This window comes from Stenotrophomonas sp. 28608_Sma (assembly GCF_056486185.1).
Window position 1 is genome coordinate 4,311,510 of the sequence record NZ_CM151308.1, and the last position, 17,001, is coordinate 4,328,510.

Sequence of the window (17,001 nt, forward strand, 5' to 3'; positions counted from 1 at the left end):
CGAGAAGCAATCGAGCATATGGAAGCGCGATGAAAGGCGCGGCCGTTGTTACCCGTAGCCGCCGTGCACTGGATTGTGGCTACGCACGGCCATCACCAACCCGAAGCCGGCCAGCAGCGAGACCGCCGAGGTACCGCCATAGCTGATCAGCGGCATCGGCACGCCCACCACCGGCAGCAGGCCGGAGATCATCCCGCCGTTCACCAGCACGTAGACGAAGAACGCCAGGCCGGTGGCGCCGGCCAGCAGGCGCGAATAGGAATCGCGCGACTGGCTGGCGATCCACAGGCAGCGCCCGATCACCACCAGGTACAGCGCCAGCACGGTGGCCACGCCGATCCAGCCGAACTCCTCGCTCAGCACCGAGAACGCGAAGTCGGTGGTCTGCTCGGGAATGAAGTTCAGATGCGACTGCGAGCCCTCGCCCCAGCCCTTGCCATCGAAGCCGCCGGAACCGATCGCGATCTTCGACTGGATGATGTTCCAGCCGGCTCCCAGTGCATCCATCTCCGGGTCCAGGAACATCATGATGCGGTCCTTCTGGTACGGCCGCAGCAGCCAGAACCAGGCCACCGGCGCGACCGCAGCCACGCCACCCACGCCCAGCCCGACCCACCACCACGGCAGGCCTGCCAACAGCAGCACGAACACGCCGCTGGCGGCGATCAGCACACCGGTACCGAAGTCCGGCTGCAGCATCACCAGGCCGGTCGGTACGCCGATGATGACCAGGGACACAAGCACGGTATTGAAGCGCGGTGGCAACGGCATCTTGTGCAGGTACCAGGCCACCATCATCGGCAGGCTGACCTTGAGCAGCTCGGCCGGCTGCAGGTAGAAGAATTTCAGGTCGAGCCACTGCCGGCCGTATTTGCCGGTGCCCAGCACGAACACCGCCAGCAACGGGATCATCGAGATCGCGTAGATCATCGGCGTAGCCGAACGGATGCGCAGGATCGGTACCCGTGAGATGCCCCACAGCGCAGCCATGCCCACTGCGAAGCGCGCGCCCTGGGCCATCACCAGGCCGTCGCCACCGGCACTCTTCAAGGTGGCCAGGCCGATCACCATCAGCGCGCCCAGGGCCAGGCACAGTACCCAGTCCAGCGTGCTGAAGAAGCGGCGCAGCATGTCGCCGGCCCAACGCAGGAACACTCTCATCGTGCGGGCTCCGCGGTGGTCGGGCGTGGCGTGGCCGGCAGCGCGGCGGCGGCCGGCGTCCCCGGCTGCGGTGCGGGTGCCGGCGCAGGCACGCCAATCAGCACGGGGTGTTCCCCCAGTTGTGCCGCAGCAAGGTCACCGGCCTGGCGCGCGCCCACATCTTCGTTGTCGAATGCGGTTGCACCGATGGCGGTGGTGCCGCGCTCGCTGTCCAGCGGCTGCATGCCTTCGGGCATCTTGCCCAGCAGGTAGGCGTCGAACACCTTGCGTGCGATCGGCGCGGCCGCCGCGCCGCCGTAACCACCGCCCTCCACTGCGATCGCCAGCGCGATCACCGGCTGATCGACCGGCGCAAAGCCGACGAACAACGCGCGGTGGCGCAGGTGCATCGGCAGGCTCTTCGGATTCACCGCGGCGGTACCCTTACGGCTGATGACCTGCGCGGTACCGGTCTTGCCAGCCATCGTGTACGGCGCGCCGGCCGCCATCCGCGCAGCGCTGCCGCCAGGCAGCATGGTGGCCATCATGCCTTCGCGCACCGCCTGCAGGTTGTTCGGGTTCGGACTGACCGGTTTGCTCTCGCCCGGGTCGGTCGCCATCCAGTCGTGGTCGAATCCCGCACGCTGCTGGATCACCAGATGGGGCGTGCGCAGCTGCCCGTTGGCCAGCCCACTGACGCCCCGCGCCAGCTGCAACGGAGTGACCTTCCAGTCACCCTGGCCGATGCTGATGTTGACTGTATCGCCCGGATACCAGGCTTCCTTGCGGCTCTTCCGCTTGTAGGCCGGCGACGGCAGGATGCCCCCGATCTCGCCGGTCAGGTCGATGCCGGTCGGCTGGCCGAAGCCGTAGTACTCCATGTAATGGTCGAAGCGCTCGATGCCCAGATCCAGCGCCAGCTTGTAGTAGTAGGTGTTGACCGACTGCGCGATGGACTTGCGCAGGTCGGTCCAGCCATGGCCGCCGCGGTGCGAGTCACCCCAGCCACGCGAGGTGCCGGGCAGGTAGAACATGCCGGTGGACAGCACTTTGTCTTCCGGGCGGCGCACGCCGGAATCGAGGCCCGCCAGGCCGATCAGCGGCTTCAGCGTGGAACCGGGCGCGACGCCACCCAGCACCAGGCGGTTGAACTGCGGCCGCGACGGGTTGTCGTTCAGCGCCTTGAAGTCGGCATGGGAAATACCGTTGACGAACAGATTGGGGTCGTAGGACGGCAGGCTGACCATCGCCAGCACCTCGCCGGTACGCGGGTCTATCGCCACCGCCGAGCCTTCCTGGTCGCCGAAGGCGGCCACCATGGCGCGCTGCAGGTCGGCGTCGATCGACAGCCGCAGGTCGGCGCCGGACTGCGCGGCAACGCGGCCGATGGTGCGGATCGCACGCCCCTGCACGTTGGTCTCGACCTGCTCGTAGCCGACCTTGCCGCGCAGCTGCTGCTCGTAATAACGCTCCAGGCCGGATTTGCCGATGTGGGTCAGCGCGGCATTGCCCTCGCCGAGGATTTCCAGGTCCTTGTCATCGACGCGGCCGACGTAACCGATGATGTGCGCGAACAGATCGCCATAGGGATAGCGACGGGTCAGGTAGGGTTCCAGCTCGACGCCGGGGAAGCGCCAGCGGTCGACGGCAAAGCGCGCCATCTCCTCGTCGCTCATGCGCAGCTTCAGCGTGACCGGCAGGAACTTGCGGCGCGCCTTGCGCGACTTGTTGAACGCTTCCAGTTCTTCCGGGCTGATGCTGATGATCTTCGCCAGCCCTTCCAGGGTGGCGTCCATGTCCTTGACCTTGTCCGGGGTCACGTCCAGGCGGAAGGCGGGCACGTTCTCGGCCAGCAGGCGGCCGTTGCGGTCGTAGATCATGCCGCGCCCGGGCACCACCGGCCGCGGCTTGATGCGGTTGGCTTCCGAGCGCGTGGCGTAGACGTCGTGGTCCAGCACCTGCAGCTTGAAGTACCAGCCGCCCAGGCCCAGCAGGCAGACCAGCACACCCAGGAAGCCCAGCGCCGCGCGGCGGCGGAACTGTTCGGCTTCGGCATGCGGATTCTTGACCTGGCGGCGCGGGATCATGGCTCAGCGCCCGCGCTTGCCGAAGCGCACCGCGTCCAGCAGCACGAATACCAGCGGCCACAGGCCCATGCCCAGCAGCGGTGCCCACCAGTACGACCACGGCAGGGTCGGCTCATCCACCACGATGTGGACCAGCGCGCTGACGATGCGGTCGTTGAACAGCAGGCCGCCGATGGCCAGCATCTGCTGGGACATCGGGAAGAAGCGGATGCGGGCGCGGAAGCGCTGCAGGATGAAGGCCAGCATCACCAGCCGCAGCGCTTGTTCGCCGAGTACACCGCCGTACAGCAGATCGGCGATCACGCCACTGGCGAAAGCGACGCCCAGGCCGACACGCTCAGGCGCTTCAATCACCCAGTACGCGAGCACCAGCGCCAGCCAGTACGGGCGCAGCGGCTGCAGCAGCGCCGGCAACGGCAGCAGGCCCAGCAGCAGCGCCACCACCAGGCTGGCCGGCAGCACCCACGGGTTGTCGCGCAGGCGGCTCATCGCTGGGCCTCCGGCGCGGTCGGTTGCCGGCCAGCGGCCGGCACTACCGTGGAGCTGGCTGGAGTGGAGCCCCCTTGTTGTTCAAGGGGGCGCGCCGAAGGCGCGGGGTCAAGGGAGGATGCGGGGGCAACCGGCTTCGTCGAAGACGGCGTCGGTTGCCGGCCAGCGGCCGGCACTACCGTCGCCGACCCAGCATCGGGTGGAGAGCCCCCCTCTTGTTGAGGGGGTCGCGCCGAAGGCGCGGGGGTAAGGGAGGATGCGGGGGCCGGTTGCACCGAAGGTGCAGTCGGCGACAGTTCGCTGGCCGCAGGCAAGCGAATTGCTGCACCCGGGCGCAGCAGCAGCACGTCGCGGCCGCGATCCAGCTGCGCCGCCGGCTTCAGTTCGCCGACCAGGAAGGCATGGGTATCGTCCGGACGCAGGCCGGTGATGGTGCCGACCGGGAAGCCGGCCGGGAAGCGGCCACCGAGGCCGGAGGTGACGATCTCATCGCCCACTTCCACGCCGGCGCTGAGCGGGATGTCGCGCAGTTCCAGCTTGTCGCCGCGGCCGTAGACGATCAGGCGAACGCCGTTGCGGGCCACCGTCACCGGCACGGCATGGTCGGGGTCGGTCAGCAGCAGCACGGTGGAGGTACCGCCAGTGACGCTGATCACCTGGCCCATCAGACCGCCGGCATCGATCACCGCCTGGCCGACGTGCACGCCTTCGCGGCTGCCGGCGTCGAGCACCAGGCGCTGCTTCACCGGATCCAGGTCGATGTCCAGGATCGGCGCCAGCTGCACGTCCAGGCCACTGCGCTCGGCCACGTTCAGCAGTTCACGCAGCTGGGCGTTGTCCAACGCGGCGGTCTGCAGGCGGGTCAGGCGGGCGTTGGCCAGCAGCAGCTGGTTGCGCAGTTCACGGTTCTCGTTGACCAGCTGGCCGTGGCTGGCCGCCGAGTCCTTGACCTGGTTGCCGAGCTTGCCCGGCAGTCCCGCCAGTGCCCATACCGGCTGCACCAGGCTGTTGGCCTGCCCGCGCAGCTGCGCAAGCCAGCCGGCCTGGTCGTCAAGCACGATCAGGGTGATGGCCAGTGCGAGATAAGCCAGCAGACGCAGCGGGCTGGCGGCATCACCGGATCGGGAAGCAACGGGAGGTCCGGCGTAGGGCGGCACGGCAACGATTCAACTGGCAGAAGGCGGAAGGGAAACACGCGGACACCCCGCCGGTGCCGGCCTACCCTCATGGTGGGCCGCACCCCGGAGGGGCGCTGCGGGCGCAGGCAGCCGGGACGGCTTATTCCGGCGCAAAGAACTCGTTGCCGTGCATGTCGACCAGCTCCAGCGCACGGCCACCGCCGCGGGCCACGCAGGTCAGCGGATCGTCCGCCACCTGCACGTGCAGGCCGGTTTCCTCGGAAATCAGGCGGTCCAGGTCACGCAGCAGGGCGCCACCACCGGTCAGCACGATGCCGCGCTCGGCGACGTCGGCGCACAGTTCCGGCGGGGTCTGCTCCAGCGCCAGCTTGACCGCGCTGACGATGCCCGACAGCGGTTCGTGCAGGGCCTCGAGCACTTCGTTGGAGCTGATCTTGATCATCTTCGGCACGCCCTCGGCGAGGTTGCGGCCGGAGATTTCCATCTCGATCACTTCCGCCTGCGGGTAGGCGCAGCCCAGCTCGACCTTGATGCGCTCGGCGGTGGCTTCACCGATCAGCATGCCGTGGTTGCGGCGCACGTAGTTGGTGATCGACTCGTCGAAGCGGTCGCCGCCGATGCGGACCGAGGCCGAATAGACGATGCCGTTGAGCGAGATCACCGCAACCTCGGTGGTGCCGCCGCCGATATCGATGACCATCGAGCCACGGGCTTCGGTAACCGGCATGCCGGCGCCGATCGCGGCGGCCATCGGCTCTTCGATCAGGAACACGTCACGGGCACCGGCTTCCTCGGCCGATTCCTTGATCGCGCGGCGCTCGACCTGGGTCGAGCCGGCCGGCACGCAGACCAGCACGCGCGGGCTCGGGCGCAGCACGCGCGACTTGTGCACCTTCTTGATGAAGTGCTTGAGCATCGCCTCGGTGTAGGTGAAATCGGCGATGACGCCGTCCTTCATCGGGCGGATGGTGGTGATGTGGCCCGGGGTACGGCCAAGCATCTGCTTGGCTTCGGCGCCTACGGCTGCCACCGAGCGGGTGCCACCAATGGCACGGTCCTGACGCACGGCCACGACCGATGGCTCGTTCAGCACGATCCCCTGCCCGCGCACGTAGATGAGGGTGTTGGCCGTGCCCAGGTCGATGGACAGGTCGTTGGAGAACATGCCACGGAGTTTCTTGAACATCTGAGGAAGGAGTCCTGAGGGGTGTCGTGCCCGCCGCGGGATGGCGAAAAAATGGGCAGAAATCGAGGCCGACAAGCCTAGCAACCCGCCTGCCGCCGAGCAAGGAAAAAACTAGCTGAACCCGCGTCTTCACAGGCTTTCGGCCTGATCGGGTCTCACCCGGTTCTGGCCCTGAGCGGCACCAGCGGGTAACCTTTGCGCCGTCGGGCGCCCAAGGGCGCCGTTTGCTTGCCCGCCGAACCGGGCCGGCCCACCCCAAAATTCACCGCATAGGCTTACATCGATGTCCGCTCTGATCTGTGGTTCTCTTGCCTTCGACACCATCATGGTGTTCCCGGACCAGTTCAAGAATCACATCCTGCCGGACAAGGTGCACATCCTGAACGTGTCCTTCCTGGTGCCGCGCATGCGCCGCGAGTTCGGCGGCTGCGCCGGCAACATCGCCTACAACCTGCACCTGCTGGGCGGCCAGCCGATCCCGATGGGGACCGTGGGTTCGGACTTCGGCCCGTACCGCGAATACTTCGACGGCCTGGGCATCGACCTGTCGCGCGTGCGCGTGATCGATGAGCTGTTCACCCCGCAGGCGTTCATCACCACCGACCACGACAACAACCAGATCACCGCCTTCCACCCGGGCGCGATGATGCGCTCCTACGAAAACCACGTGCGTGGCGTGCCGGGCGTGACCCTGGGCCTGGTCGGCCCGGACGGCCGCGAAGGCATGATCCAGAACGCGCAGGAATTCCACGAAGACGGCATTCCGTTCATCTTCGACCCGGGCCAGGCCATGCCGCTGTTCAACGGCCCGGAGCTGCGCGCGTTCATCGAGCAGGCCGACTACGTGGTAGTCAACGACTACGAGTCGAACCTGCTGCAGGAGCGCACCGGCTGGGATGAGAAAGAGATCGTCAGCCGGGTCAAGGCCTACATCACCACCCGTGGCCCGAAGGGCGCGGTCATCCACACCCCGGAAAAGAGCTACGACATCCCGCCGGCGCATGAGCGCCGCGTGGTCGACCCGACCGGCTGTGGCGACGCCTTCCGCGCCGGCCTGATCTACGGCATCCAGAAGGGCTACGACTGGCTGACCATCGGCCGCATGGGCAACCTGATGGGCGCACTGAAGGTCGAGCACCCGGGCACGCAGAACCAGCGTTTCACCTTCGATGAGTTCAACGAGCAGTTCAAGCAGCAGTTCGGTTACGCGCTGGGCGCGTAAACCAAACTGCCCGCGCACCCGCTCGGTGGGTGTCGACCTTGGTCGACACGCTTTGCTCTGGTAGGTGTCGACCCTGGTCGACACGCTTTGCTCTGGTAGGTGTCGACCCTGGTCGACACGCTTTGCTCTGGTAGGTGTCGACCCTGGTCGACACGCTTTGCTCTGGTAGGTGTCGACCTTGGTCGACACGCTGTGCCCTGGCAGGTTTCGACCTTGGTCGACACTGCCGGCCAGCGGCCGGCACTACCCCTTCTGCTGCCAGGCCGCCAACAGTGCACGGCAATCGGCGAAATGCCAGTCGGCACTGCCTGGCCACGGGTTCTCCGGCAGGTTGACCAGCACGGTATGGGCGCCCGCGGCGCGCCCGCACTCCAGGTCATAGGCGTGGTCTCCGACCATCACCGCCTCCGCAGCCCCGATTCCCCAGCGTCGAAGATGCTGCTGCAGGCCATCCGGCGACGGCTTGGGTACCGCTTCATCGCGGCCGATGATGTCGGCATCGTCGAACAACTCCCCGACCCCGATCGCGTCCAGGGTCAGCTTCGCCAGCGCATGATCGTTGCGGGTCAGGATGCCCAGCCGGCAGCCCGCCGCCGACAGCGCGCGCAGCAGCTTCACCGCACCCGGCGCCGGCAGTGCCTCCTCGGCCAGCGCACGTTCGTGATCCAGCAGCCACTCGCGCTTGGCCTGCGCCGGCGCATCCGGCAGCGCTGCGATATGGTCGAGGATGTCTTCCTCCGCGGTGATCTCCAGCGCGCGGCGGATCGCGGCGAAGTCATGCACGGCGACGGTCAGCGTGCCGTCCATGTCAAAGACCCAGTGCCGCACCCGTGCCAACGCCATGCTCATTCGCCCTGCGCCGTGCAGGCGGGCTGCGACGCGCCACCGCACAACGTGCTGGCGGTGATTGCCTGCATGTAGCCGGCCACCTTCGCCGGTGCGATCCGGTACGGCAGGTCACGGCGCTGCTCGGCCGCATCGGCCGGTCGCCAGCCGTATTGCACCTGGTGGATGAAGCCATTGCCCTGCAGGTAGGCCACCACCGCACCTTCGCCGAACGGCGCGGCCGGGCCTACCTTGTCGCAGAAGCCGCCAGCGACGGCGAACTCGACGCCGTTGAAGCGGTTGCTGCGTGCGCTGGTGGGCGTGAACGTGCCCACACAGAATCCGCGCGCCTTGTCCTGCTGCTGCGAAACCGCAACCTGCACCAGAGTGGCGCCGCTGGCCGCGACCTGCTTCATCACCTCGGCATCGGGCATGGGCAGACGATGGATCAGCAGATAACCGCCACGCCAGCGCTGCAGGTCCTCGCCCGGCGGCAGGTATTCGGCCAGTACCTCGCCGTTGCCGCTGCGGTCACCGTCCATCCAGGCCAGTGTCCAGCCTGCTGGAATGGCGTGCTGGCCCTGTTCGCCCTGCACCGGAAAGGCGCTGCCCGGTTCACCCGCAGGCGGCGCCGCCGCCATTGCCGGTGCTGCCAGCAGCGCCAGCACTGCCACCGGTACCCGCCAGAGCCAACCAGCTTCGGTCGCCGCCGTCGGGCGCCGTTCCACCCGGCGACGCGACCCGCGCAACAGCGCCCAGCACAGCACGATCACGGCCTCCAGGCCAAACAGGAAGAAAGCGGCAATCGGGCACAGACGCCGGTACAGCGACAGCAACACAACTGGAGGCATGAAAGGAATCCAGGAATGGAAAAACAGAGCCCTTGCCGCATCCCTGGCAGCGGGCCACATCGACCAACGTGTTACCTGACACCATTTAAGCCGACGCCAGATAAAGAATGAAACTTCTGCAGATCAGCGAAGCCAGAACGGCAACTCGTCGGAAGCAATAGAGTTATACAAGTCTTCGGGACGATTCACATCAAAAATATAGTCAGGCGCGTCGGTAAAGCCGAGCCTTAAAGGTACGCACTCATTAAATTCCTCATGAAAGGCATCTGAACATTCAACGGCATCAAGAATGGCCTTGAAGAATCGAGAAAAAATGTCAGCCAGAGTATTACCATTCAAAAGCAAACGAGTGTTTCCCTCACTCACCCCGAAAGCGCCCTTATCAAAGCCATCCGCGGGAATGCCATCAAACTCAACCCTTATGCTCTCCAAATCTACCTTTAGCTCAGCCAGTTCGCTTTCACTTAAAGAGCGGCAATAGAGCTTCTCTGTAACCGAGGGGTACTTGCTTCCTCTTTTGCCGTTCTCAAGAAAGAACACAACTGACTTAAAGAAACAGTCAACATCAGAAGCCGGGCCTAAGACAGATATTGTCATTGCGGCAAGAACACCTACATCTTTCATTCTTCTTCAAACCTGATGGATGAGGGAGATATTGCCCCATTTGACTTATCAACCGGCCCACGACCGAGCCGTCCATGTCGAACACCCAGTGCCGGATCGCGGACAGCGCGTGCACTGCGCTGCCCGTCGCGACCATCACTGCCACCACTGCGGCATGCGGCTGGCATCGACACCACCGGTCTCGAACACCGCAGTACGGGTGCCGCCGGCCTTGACCGGGAACTCGATGCTGATCGACTTGCCCTTGCGCGCCAGCTTCCACAGCGCCTTCTGGTCGGTGATGAACAGCGCGATGGCTTCATCGGTCTTCGGGCGCCAGGCCGCCATGGAAATCGGCTTGCCGTCGTCCACGGTCACCTTCACCGTGCACTGCGGGCAGCGGAAGTCGCCGGCCTGCAGCACCAGGTAGGCATGCCGCTTCCACTCCGGGTGATCGCGGAACACCAGCTGCACCGGCTTGGCGCCGCTGCCGTCCACGTCCACCCGTTCCTTGCTGTAGATCTGCGCCGAAACCTGGTTGCCCTTGTTGCCCACCGGAATCTGGTTGTACTGCCACAGCGCCTGCATGCGGCGCAGGTCGCGCGCGGCATCGCCCTTGGCCTTGACCTCGTCGAAGCCTGCGGCGATGCGCTCGGCGGCGGCGGTGTCCTTGTACTGGTCCAGCAGCGAGGCGCCATGCAGGCGCGCACGCTCCCAGTCCTGCGCGGCCACGGCCATGTCGTACTGCTTGGCCACGTCTTCGGCCTTGGCTTCCTTCTCCGCCTGCACGGCGGCTGCGGCGGCTTCCTGCGCCTTGCGTTCTTCCTCGGGGTTGCTGCAGGCAGCCAGGGCCAGCGTGCAGGCGGTGAGCAGGATCAGTCGTTTCATGGCGGAGGTCCTTGGTGTTTTCGCATTCTTGTAGAGTCGAGCCATGCTCGACTGCTGTTGAAGAGCCAGTCGAGCATGGCTCGACTCTACAAAGAAAAGCGCCGGGGGATACCCGGCGCGTTTTCTTACTTGGCTTCGGCCTTGGCCAGCATGTCCTGGACCGAGGCGGTGGTGATCGGGTGGTAGCCCGGCTTGGCCTTTTCGAAGGCCTGCTTGGCCAGCTCCAGCCCCTTCGGCGTCTTCACCAGTTCGGCGTAGATCGGCAGGATCAGCTTGCGACGGCCGACGCGCTCGATAAAGGCGGCCGCGCCTTCATTGGCCTGCTCGTAGCCGCTGCGGATTGCCAGCGGGTACCAGCGCATGGCGATCTCGCCATTCGGGGTGCCGGTGAAGTGGAACGCCTTGTCCAGCGTGGCCAGCTTGTCCAGCGGCTGGGTCGCGCCCAGGCCGTCGATGAAGCGCACCCATTCCTGCGTGCTCCAGTCGGCGATGACCTGGCTGCTCGGCACGGTGCCGGCGCTGGCAAACGCGATGCGCGCGGTATCGACGCTGCTGAAGTTGCGCGACTGCGCCTTGGCCGCGAACGCCGGGATGCCCGGCTCGTCCAGCCACGCCTTCAGTTCGGCATCGGTCACTGCCGACGGATTCTTCGGCAGCAGGTTCTTCTTCAGGTACTCGACGAACTGGTCGGTGTTCGCGCTCTGGAAGGCGTGGTCATCGAACCAGCCACGCAGGAACGGATCGAAGGTTTCGCGGCCGAAGCGCTGTTCCAGGAACTCCAGGAACCACGAACCCTTGACGTAGGCAACCTGGCTGAGGGCTTCGTCGGGGTCACGCTCGTTCAGCGGCGGCAGCGCCAGCGCCTGGTCGGCCGGGCTCATGTCCTTCACTTCGGCCAGCAGATCGGTCTGGTCGATCTGCTTCTCCATCTCGGCCATTTCCTTGCCGTACAGAGCTTCGGTGATGCGGCCCTGGACGTAGGTGGTGAAGCCTTCGTTGAGCCAGATGTCCTTCCAGCTGGCGTTGGTCACCAGGTTGCCCGACCAGCTGTGCGCCAGTTCGTGGGCGACCAGCGAGACCAGCGACTTGTCACCGACGATCACGGTCGGGGTGGCGAAGGTCAGGCGCGGGTTCTCCATGCCGCCGAACGGGAACGACGGCGGCAGCACCAGCATGTCGTAACGGCCCCAGCGGTATTCGCCGTACAGCTTCTCGGCGGCACCGATCATCTTCTCGGTGTCTTCGAATTCCTTGGCGGCCTTGTTGACCATGGTCGGCTCGGCCCAGACGCCGGAGCGGCCGGAGATCGGCTCGAACACCAGGTCGCCGGCCGCGATGGCCAGCAGGTAGGACGGAATCGGCTGCGGCATCTTGAAGGTGTAGTCACCGTCACGCGCCGCCTTCGGATCGTTGTCGGCGCTCATCAGCACCATCACGTCCGGGCGCGAGACCACGTGCGCGCTGTAGGTGAAGCGCACGCTCGGGGTGTCCTGCAGCGGCACCCAGGAACGGGCATGGATGGCCTGCGACTGGCTGAACATGAAGGGCAGCTTCTTGCCTTCGGTCATCGACGGCGCCAGCCACTGCAGGCCCGAGGCGGTCGGTGCGGTGTGGTAGGTCACTTCCACCTTCGCCGGCTGCTCCGGAGTCTCGATGGTCAGCTTGCTGCCGAACACCTTGTCGACCGGGGCCAGCACGAACTGCAGCGGGCTGCGCGCGCCATCGGCGGCGATCGCCTCGACCTTGGACACGCTCAGCTCGCGGGTGTCGAGCACCAGGTGCTTGGCGTCCTTCTGCTTCCATTCCAGGGTGTAGGTGGCGGTGCCGCCGATCTGCTTCTGGTCGAAGTCCAGCTTCAGGTCCAGCGCGATGTCCTTGATGACGACCTTGTCCGGCTCGGCGTACGAGCTTTCGTCGTGGCTGCGGTTCTCGGCGTTCACGGGGGCGGCGGGGGCCTTGGCGGCAGTCGGGGCGGCGGCGGGCGCGGCCGCCTCCTGGGAGCAGCCGGCGGCCAGGGCCACGGCCAGCGGAAGGAGCATCAGCGGATTACGCATGAATCGGGACCGTTACGGGGATCAGACCCCCAATGGTAACTCCCTCCGGCTCCGCAGGCGTTGCGCGGTGCGGGGTAATGGCGGCCGGGGCCGATCCTGCGCCTCCGGCGCATGCCAACCAAGGTTGGCTTCTACCGGAATGGCGGCGGACGCGGTACGGGCGGCCGGGGCTGCGCTGCGCCTCGGGCGCATGCCAACCAAGGTTGGCCTCTACCGGTAGGTGCCAACCTTGGTTGGCACGGATGTGTCAGCGCCCGGTGCAGGCGTGTGCCAACCAAGGTTGGCACCCACCAGAGCAGGGCTTACAGCTTGTAACCGGAGTGGATCGAAACGATGCCGCCGGTCAGGTTCTTGTAGTGGCAGCGCTCGAACCCGGCCTGCCCCATCATCGCCTTCAGTTCGTCCTGCGGCGGGTGCTTGCGGATGCTCTCGGCCAGGTACTGGTAGCTGTCCGAATCATTGGCGAACAGCTTGCCCAGCTTGGGCAGGATCTTGAACGAGTGGAAGTCGTAGATCGGCTTGAACCAGTCGGCGGTGACTTCGGAGAATTCCAGCACGCGGGCCTGGCCACCCACCTTCAGCACGCGGTACATCTCGCGCAGGCCAGCGTCCTTGTCGGTCACGTTGCGCAGGCCGAAGGCGATGGTCACCAGGTCGAAGCTGTTGTCCGGGAACGGCAGGGCTTCGGCGTTGCACTGCACGTAGTCCAGGCCGAGCACCAGGCCGCGGTTGGTCAGGCGGTCACGGCCGACCGACAGCATGCCGGCGTTGATGTCGCCCAGCACCACCGAGCCCTCGGCGCCGACGCGCTCCTTCAGCAGCGCGGCGATATCGCCGGTGCCGCCTGCCAGGTCGAGCACACGGTCGCCCGGCTTCACCTGCGCGGTCGCCACGTAGTAGCGCTTCCACGCCCGGTGCACGCCCAGGCTCATCAGGTCGTTCATCAGGTCGTAGTTGCGCGCGACCGAGGTGAACACCTGGCCGACCAGCTTCTGCTTGTCCTTGGCGGCGACGTCGCGGAACCCGAAATGGGTGGTACCGGCTTTGTAGGGGGATTCGCTCATGGCCCCGATTATCGCACCGCCGGGGGCCAGCGGCACCCCCTGCCCGTATCATGGCGGGCCACGACTTACCGGAGCCCCGCATGATCACCACGCCCGACTACCAGGCCCTGCTGCAGACCGCCATCGCCGAAGCCCGCCAGGGCCTGGCCGAAGGCGGCGTGCCGATCGGCGCGGCGCTGTACCACAACGACGGCCGCCTGCTCGGCTGCGGCCACAACCGCCGCGTGCAGGAAGGCGACCCGTCGGTGCACGGCGAAACCGATGCGTTCCGTAAGGCCGGCCGCCAGCGCCGCTACCAGGACACCATCATGGTCACCACCCTGGCGCCGTGCTGGTACTGCTCGGGGCTGGTGCGCCAGTTCAACATCGGCACCGTGGTGGTGGGCGAATCGCGCACCTTCCAGGGCGGTATCGACTGGCTGCGCGAAAACGGCGTCAACGTGATCGACCTGGACAGCCAGGAATGCGTGGACCTGCTGGGCGGCTTCATTGCGCAGCATCCGGAGATCTGGAACGAAGACATCGGTGAATGAACACCGCGCAGTGTCCTGTTGAACCCGCTTAATGAACGCTTCAGTGCCGGCCTGCCCTAGTGCCGGCAGCGTTTGCGGCCATTGCTGTGAACCCGCGCACAGTCAGCTGCGCTGCGTGCATACGCTGCGGTAACACCCCACCCGGCCGAGGCGCCTAGGGTGGGGTTACCGGGGCCTTCTCTCCCCCGGCGGAGCCAGCCATGTGCGCGCACGCCGTCCGCCCCACGCCCGACCCGATGCTTGATGCCATCCGCGAGCGCCTGCAGCAGCAGTACGCGCTGCACCAGCGCGGCGCGCTGTTCTGGACCGCCTACCAGGGCCTGCAGCTGGAACTGGTGCGTGGCCATCCGCTCGACCATGAGCGCCTGTGCAATGCGATGGCCAACATCGCCGAAGACCTCGGCGCGGTCGAGCATGCACAGTTGATAGGCAATCGCAACGCCGGCTCCACATCTCGCTGACGCGGCATCCACTGCCTCATCGGCCACACTCGGATGAACCCCCACTCCCTTTCCACTCAACCGAACTGGATTGTCATGCACGCTGAAGTCCCCACCATTCCCCCGGTCATCAACGTTGACGCCGAGCTTGACCACTGGCGTCGCCAGCATGCCGACGGCGCACTACCGCACAACTCGTTCGGCTCCTACGTGCCGTGGATCAAGTTCGCCTGTGATTCGCTGATCACCCAGCCGCGCGCCAGCAATGCGCAGCGCGACGAGATGTTCCAGACCCAGTACGCCCTGCAGATCATGCCGCGCCTGAGCGAAGCCCAGGCCCGCGAATTCGTCGACCGTTGCTGGCAGCACGTCTACCAGACCAGCCCGGTGCGCCTGCAGGACGCCCCGCGCCTGCGCGCCTGAGCTGCCTCGCGACGGCTGCACGGCCCCTGCACGAGCTACTGCCGATCATCCTCGTCACCTGAGTGGGACGACGACGATGAAAGCACGCAATCTGTTCAATACGATCGCCAAGAAGGCCGCGGCCGCCACCGGTTCGCCGTGGACCTTCCTGGCTGCGGTAGCCATCGTGGTGATCTGGGGCGTCAGCGGTCCGGTGTTCGGTTTCAACGACACCTGGCAGCTGGTGATCAACACCGGCACCACCATCATCACCTTCCTGATGGTGTTCCTGATCCAGCACACGCAGAACGCGGACACCGCGGCGATGCAGATCAAGCTGGACGAGCTGATCCGCGCGACCAGCGAGGCCAACAACGAGCTTCTGGATCTGGAAGAACTGGACGAGGAGCGGCTGGAAGAAATCCGCCGTGAGTACGAGCAGATGGCCCGCGAAGCCGGCGACGCGCTGGCGCGGGTGCGCGCCTGCCATGCAGCACGGCGCGACGATGAAGCGGTGTAGCGCACACGCTCTGGAATGACAATGCCGGCCCGCGGCCGGCATTACCCTCGATCTCCAGGTAGGTGCCAACCTTGGTTGGCACAGGGCCAGCCGCCTGCGCTGACGCATCCGTGCCAACCAAGGTTGGCACCTACCAGAAGCACTGCTTACCCGCGCTCGTGCCAGCCGCCGCCCAGCACCTTGTACAGGGTGATGCGGTTGGCCTGCTGCGCCAGCTGCGCCTGCAGCTGGGTCTGCTGCGCGTTGTAGGCGGTACGCCGCGCATCAAGCAGGGTCACGAAGCTGTCCAGGCCAGCGTCGTAGCGTGCCTGCGACAGGCGGTTGGCCTGTTCGGCCGCTTCCACCAGGCGCTGCTGTGAACTGACCTGCTCATCCAGGCTGACATTCAATGCCAGCGCATCGGCCGTTTCGCGGAAGCCCACCTGGATCGACTTCTCGTACTGCGCCAGCGCGATGTCACGGTCCGCATTGGCGATGGCCAGGTTGGCGCGCAGCTTGCCACCCTGGAAGATCGGCAGCGTGATCTTCGGCAGGAAGCTCCACACGCGGGTGCCACTGTCGAACAGGTTGGACAATTCGCTCGAACCACTACCGATGCTGCCGGTCAGCGAGATGCTCGGGAAGAACGCCGCGCGTGCCGCACCGATGTTGGCGTTGGCCGCCAGCAGCTGGTGTTCGGCGGCCATGATGTCCGGGCGCCGCAGCAACACGTCGCTGGGCAGGCCGGCCGGCGGCGGTGCCAGTGCAAGCAGCTGCGGCTCGATGCTGTCCGGCAGCAGCGCCGGATCCAGCTGGCCACCGGCCAGCAGCGCCAGCGCGTTGCGGTCTTGGGCCAGCTGGCCACGCAGGCGTGCGGCGTCCGTACGTGCGGTCTCGACCAGGGTACGGGTCTGGGTCAGCTCCAGCGCCGAACTGCCACCACGTTCGTGGCGGGCCTCGGCCAGGCGCAGCGAATCCTCGTAGGTCTTCAGCGTGGCATCGGCGATCTTCAGCCGCTGCGCGTCGGCACCGTAGGTCAGCCATGCGGTAGCCGTCTCGGCCACCAGGCTCAACTGCGCGTTGCGGCGGTTGGCGGCCACCGCGAAGTACTGCTGCAGCGCCGCTTCACTGAGATTGCGCACGCGGCCGAACAGATCCAGCTCGAACTCGGCCACGCCGACACCGGCGGTGAACTGTTCGTTGACACCGGCGTCGGTACCACGGCGGTCCATCTGGCCGGTGACTGCCACGCCGGGCACACGGTCGGCGCGCTGTACGCGGTACTGGCCGCGCGCGCGTTCAACGTTGAGTACGGCCACGCGCAGGTCGCGGTTGTTCTGCAGCGACTGGTCGATCACCTGCTGCAGGCGCGCATCGGTGAAGAAGTCGCGCCAGCCGACGGCGGCGACATCGGCCACCTCGCCCTGCGCGGCCTCGGCCGGCCACTGCGCCGGAATGGCCGGAGCAACGGCGGTGTTCTTCGGCACCAGGGTGGAGCAGCCGGCGAGCGCGAGCGCGGCGGCAATGGAAAGAAACAGGGATGCACTTTTCATGGGAATGACTTCCATCGGTACTGCCG

17 protein-coding genes and 1 pseudogene are annotated in these 17,001 nt (G+C 66.2%); 5 read left to right on the forward strand and 13 right to left on the reverse strand.

Annotation, left to right across the window (positions count from 1 at the left end; genetic code table 11):
- Window positions 1–48: 48 nt before the first annotated feature.
- The 5 genes from rodA to ACZLHH_RS20365 form a co-directional block, all read right to left on the reverse strand.
- Entirely contained in the window at window positions 49–1,161 is a 1,113-nt protein-coding gene (gene rodA, locus ACZLHH_RS20345; RefSeq protein WP_032130317.1) for a rod shape-determining protein RodA, read from the reverse strand.
- Window positions 1,158–3,227, reverse strand: coding sequence for a penicillin-binding protein 2 (mrdA, locus tag ACZLHH_RS20350; protein WP_180844682.1), 2,070 nt, complete (start codon window positions 3,225–3,227; stop codon window positions 1,158–1,160). Before mrdA ends, rodA begins: the two co-directional genes overlap by 4 nt.
- A 3-nt stretch (window positions 3,228–3,230) precedes the next feature.
- On the reverse strand, window positions 3,231–3,716 hold the full coding sequence (gene mreD, locus ACZLHH_RS20355; protein WP_049463232.1) for a rod shape-determining protein MreD: 486 nt from the start codon (window positions 3,714–3,716) through the stop codon (window positions 3,231–3,233).
- Window positions 3,713–4,873, reverse strand: coding sequence for a rod shape-determining protein MreC (mreC, locus tag ACZLHH_RS20360; protein ID WP_180844683.1), 1,161 nt, complete (start codon window positions 4,871–4,873; stop codon window positions 3,713–3,715). The genes mreD and mreC overlap by 4 nt, the downstream gene beginning before the upstream one ends.
- Window positions 4,874–4,994: 121 nt before the next feature.
- Entirely contained in the window at window positions 4,995–6,041 is a 1,047-nt protein-coding gene (locus ACZLHH_RS20365) for a rod shape-determining protein (RefSeq protein WP_005419402.1), read from the reverse strand.
- 283 nt (window positions 6,042–6,324) lie between these two features.
- On the opposite strand from ACZLHH_RS20365, the gene ACZLHH_RS20370 reads away from it, so the two are divergent.
- On the forward strand, window positions 6,325–7,263 hold the full coding sequence (locus ACZLHH_RS20370) for a carbohydrate kinase family protein (RefSeq protein WP_014038522.1): 939 nt from the start codon (window positions 6,325–6,327) through the stop codon (window positions 7,261–7,263).
- Between the two features lie 243 nt (window positions 7,264–7,506).
- Here the strand turns inward: ACZLHH_RS20370 and ACZLHH_RS20375 are convergent, their stop codons facing one another.
- The 7 genes and pseudogenes from ACZLHH_RS20375 to ubiE all read right to left on the reverse strand — a co-directional run bounded on the left by ACZLHH_RS20375 (window position 7,507) and on the right by ubiE (window position 13,548).
- Window positions 7,507–8,112 carry an HAD family hydrolase gene (locus ACZLHH_RS20375; protein ID WP_180844684.1) on the reverse strand — a complete coding sequence of 202 codons (606 nt, stop codon included), beginning with the start codon at window positions 8,110–8,112 and terminating at the stop codon, window positions 7,507–7,509.
- On the reverse strand, window positions 8,109–8,939 hold the full coding sequence (locus ACZLHH_RS20380) for a hypothetical protein (RefSeq protein WP_180844726.1): 831 nt from the start codon (window positions 8,937–8,939) through the stop codon (window positions 8,109–8,111). Before ACZLHH_RS20380 ends, ACZLHH_RS20375 begins: the two co-directional genes overlap by 4 nt.
- 123 nt (window positions 8,940–9,062) lie before the next feature.
- Window positions 9,063–9,563, reverse strand: coding sequence for an Imm70 family immunity protein (locus ACZLHH_RS20385; RefSeq protein ID WP_180844685.1), 501 nt, complete (start codon window positions 9,561–9,563; stop codon window positions 9,063–9,065).
- A 61-nt stretch (window positions 9,564–9,624) separates the two neighbouring features.
- Window positions 9,625–9,699 (reverse strand): annotated as a pseudogene (locus ACZLHH_RS20390) (HAD family hydrolase); the annotation flags it as partial.
- Window positions 9,699–10,430 carry a hypothetical protein gene (locus tag ACZLHH_RS20395; RefSeq protein ID WP_180844686.1) on the reverse strand — a complete coding sequence of 244 codons (732 nt, stop codon included), beginning with the start codon at window positions 10,428–10,430 and terminating at the stop codon, window positions 9,699–9,701. The pseudogene ACZLHH_RS20390 and the gene ACZLHH_RS20395, both read right to left, overlap by 1 nt.
- A gap of 125 nt (window positions 10,431–10,555) precedes the next feature.
- Complete coding sequence (locus ACZLHH_RS20400) at window positions 10,556–12,484, reverse strand: M1 family metallopeptidase (RefSeq protein ID WP_180844687.1); 1,929 nt, start codon at window positions 12,482–12,484, stop codon at window positions 10,556–10,558.
- Between the two features lie 302 nt (window positions 12,485–12,786).
- Window positions 12,787–13,548 carry a bifunctional demethylmenaquinone methyltransferase/2-methoxy-6-polyprenyl-1,4-benzoquinol methylase UbiE gene (ubiE, locus tag ACZLHH_RS20405; protein ID WP_005411082.1) on the reverse strand — a complete coding sequence of 254 codons (762 nt, stop codon included), beginning with the start codon at window positions 13,546–13,548 and terminating at the stop codon, window positions 12,787–12,789.
- Between the two features lie 80 nt (window positions 13,549–13,628).
- Here ubiE and ACZLHH_RS20410 point away from each other — a divergent pair, with 80 nt between their 5' ends.
- The 4 genes from ACZLHH_RS20410 to ACZLHH_RS20425 all read left to right on the forward strand — a co-directional run bounded on the left by ACZLHH_RS20410 (window position 13,629) and on the right by ACZLHH_RS20425 (window position 15,443).
- The gene (locus ACZLHH_RS20410; protein ID WP_005411083.1) at window positions 13,629–14,081 is read left to right on the forward strand and encodes a nucleoside deaminase; all 453 of its coding nucleotides are present in this window, start codon (window positions 13,629–13,631) and stop codon (window positions 14,079–14,081) included.
- Between the two features lie 200 nt (window positions 14,082–14,281).
- Entirely contained in the window at window positions 14,282–14,542 is a 261-nt protein-coding gene (locus ACZLHH_RS20415; RefSeq protein WP_049421388.1) for a hypothetical protein, read from the forward strand.
- 75 nt (window positions 14,543–14,617) lie between these two features.
- Complete coding sequence (locus ACZLHH_RS20420; protein ID WP_014038526.1) at window positions 14,618–14,944, forward strand: hypothetical protein; 327 nt, start codon at window positions 14,618–14,620, stop codon at window positions 14,942–14,944.
- A 76-nt stretch (window positions 14,945–15,020) separates the two neighbouring features.
- On the forward strand, window positions 15,021–15,443 hold the full coding sequence (locus tag ACZLHH_RS20425) for a low affinity iron permease family protein (RefSeq protein WP_107433304.1): 423 nt from the start codon (window positions 15,021–15,023) through the stop codon (window positions 15,441–15,443).
- A 146-nt stretch (window positions 15,444–15,589) separates the two neighbouring features.
- Here the strand turns inward: ACZLHH_RS20425 and smeF are convergent, their stop codons facing one another.
- Window positions 15,590–16,990, reverse strand: coding sequence for a multidrug efflux RND transporter outer membrane subunit SmeF (smeF, locus tag ACZLHH_RS20430; RefSeq protein WP_180844688.1), 1,401 nt, complete (start codon window positions 16,988–16,990; stop codon window positions 15,590–15,592).
- Window positions 16,991–17,001: the final 11 nt, after the last annotated feature.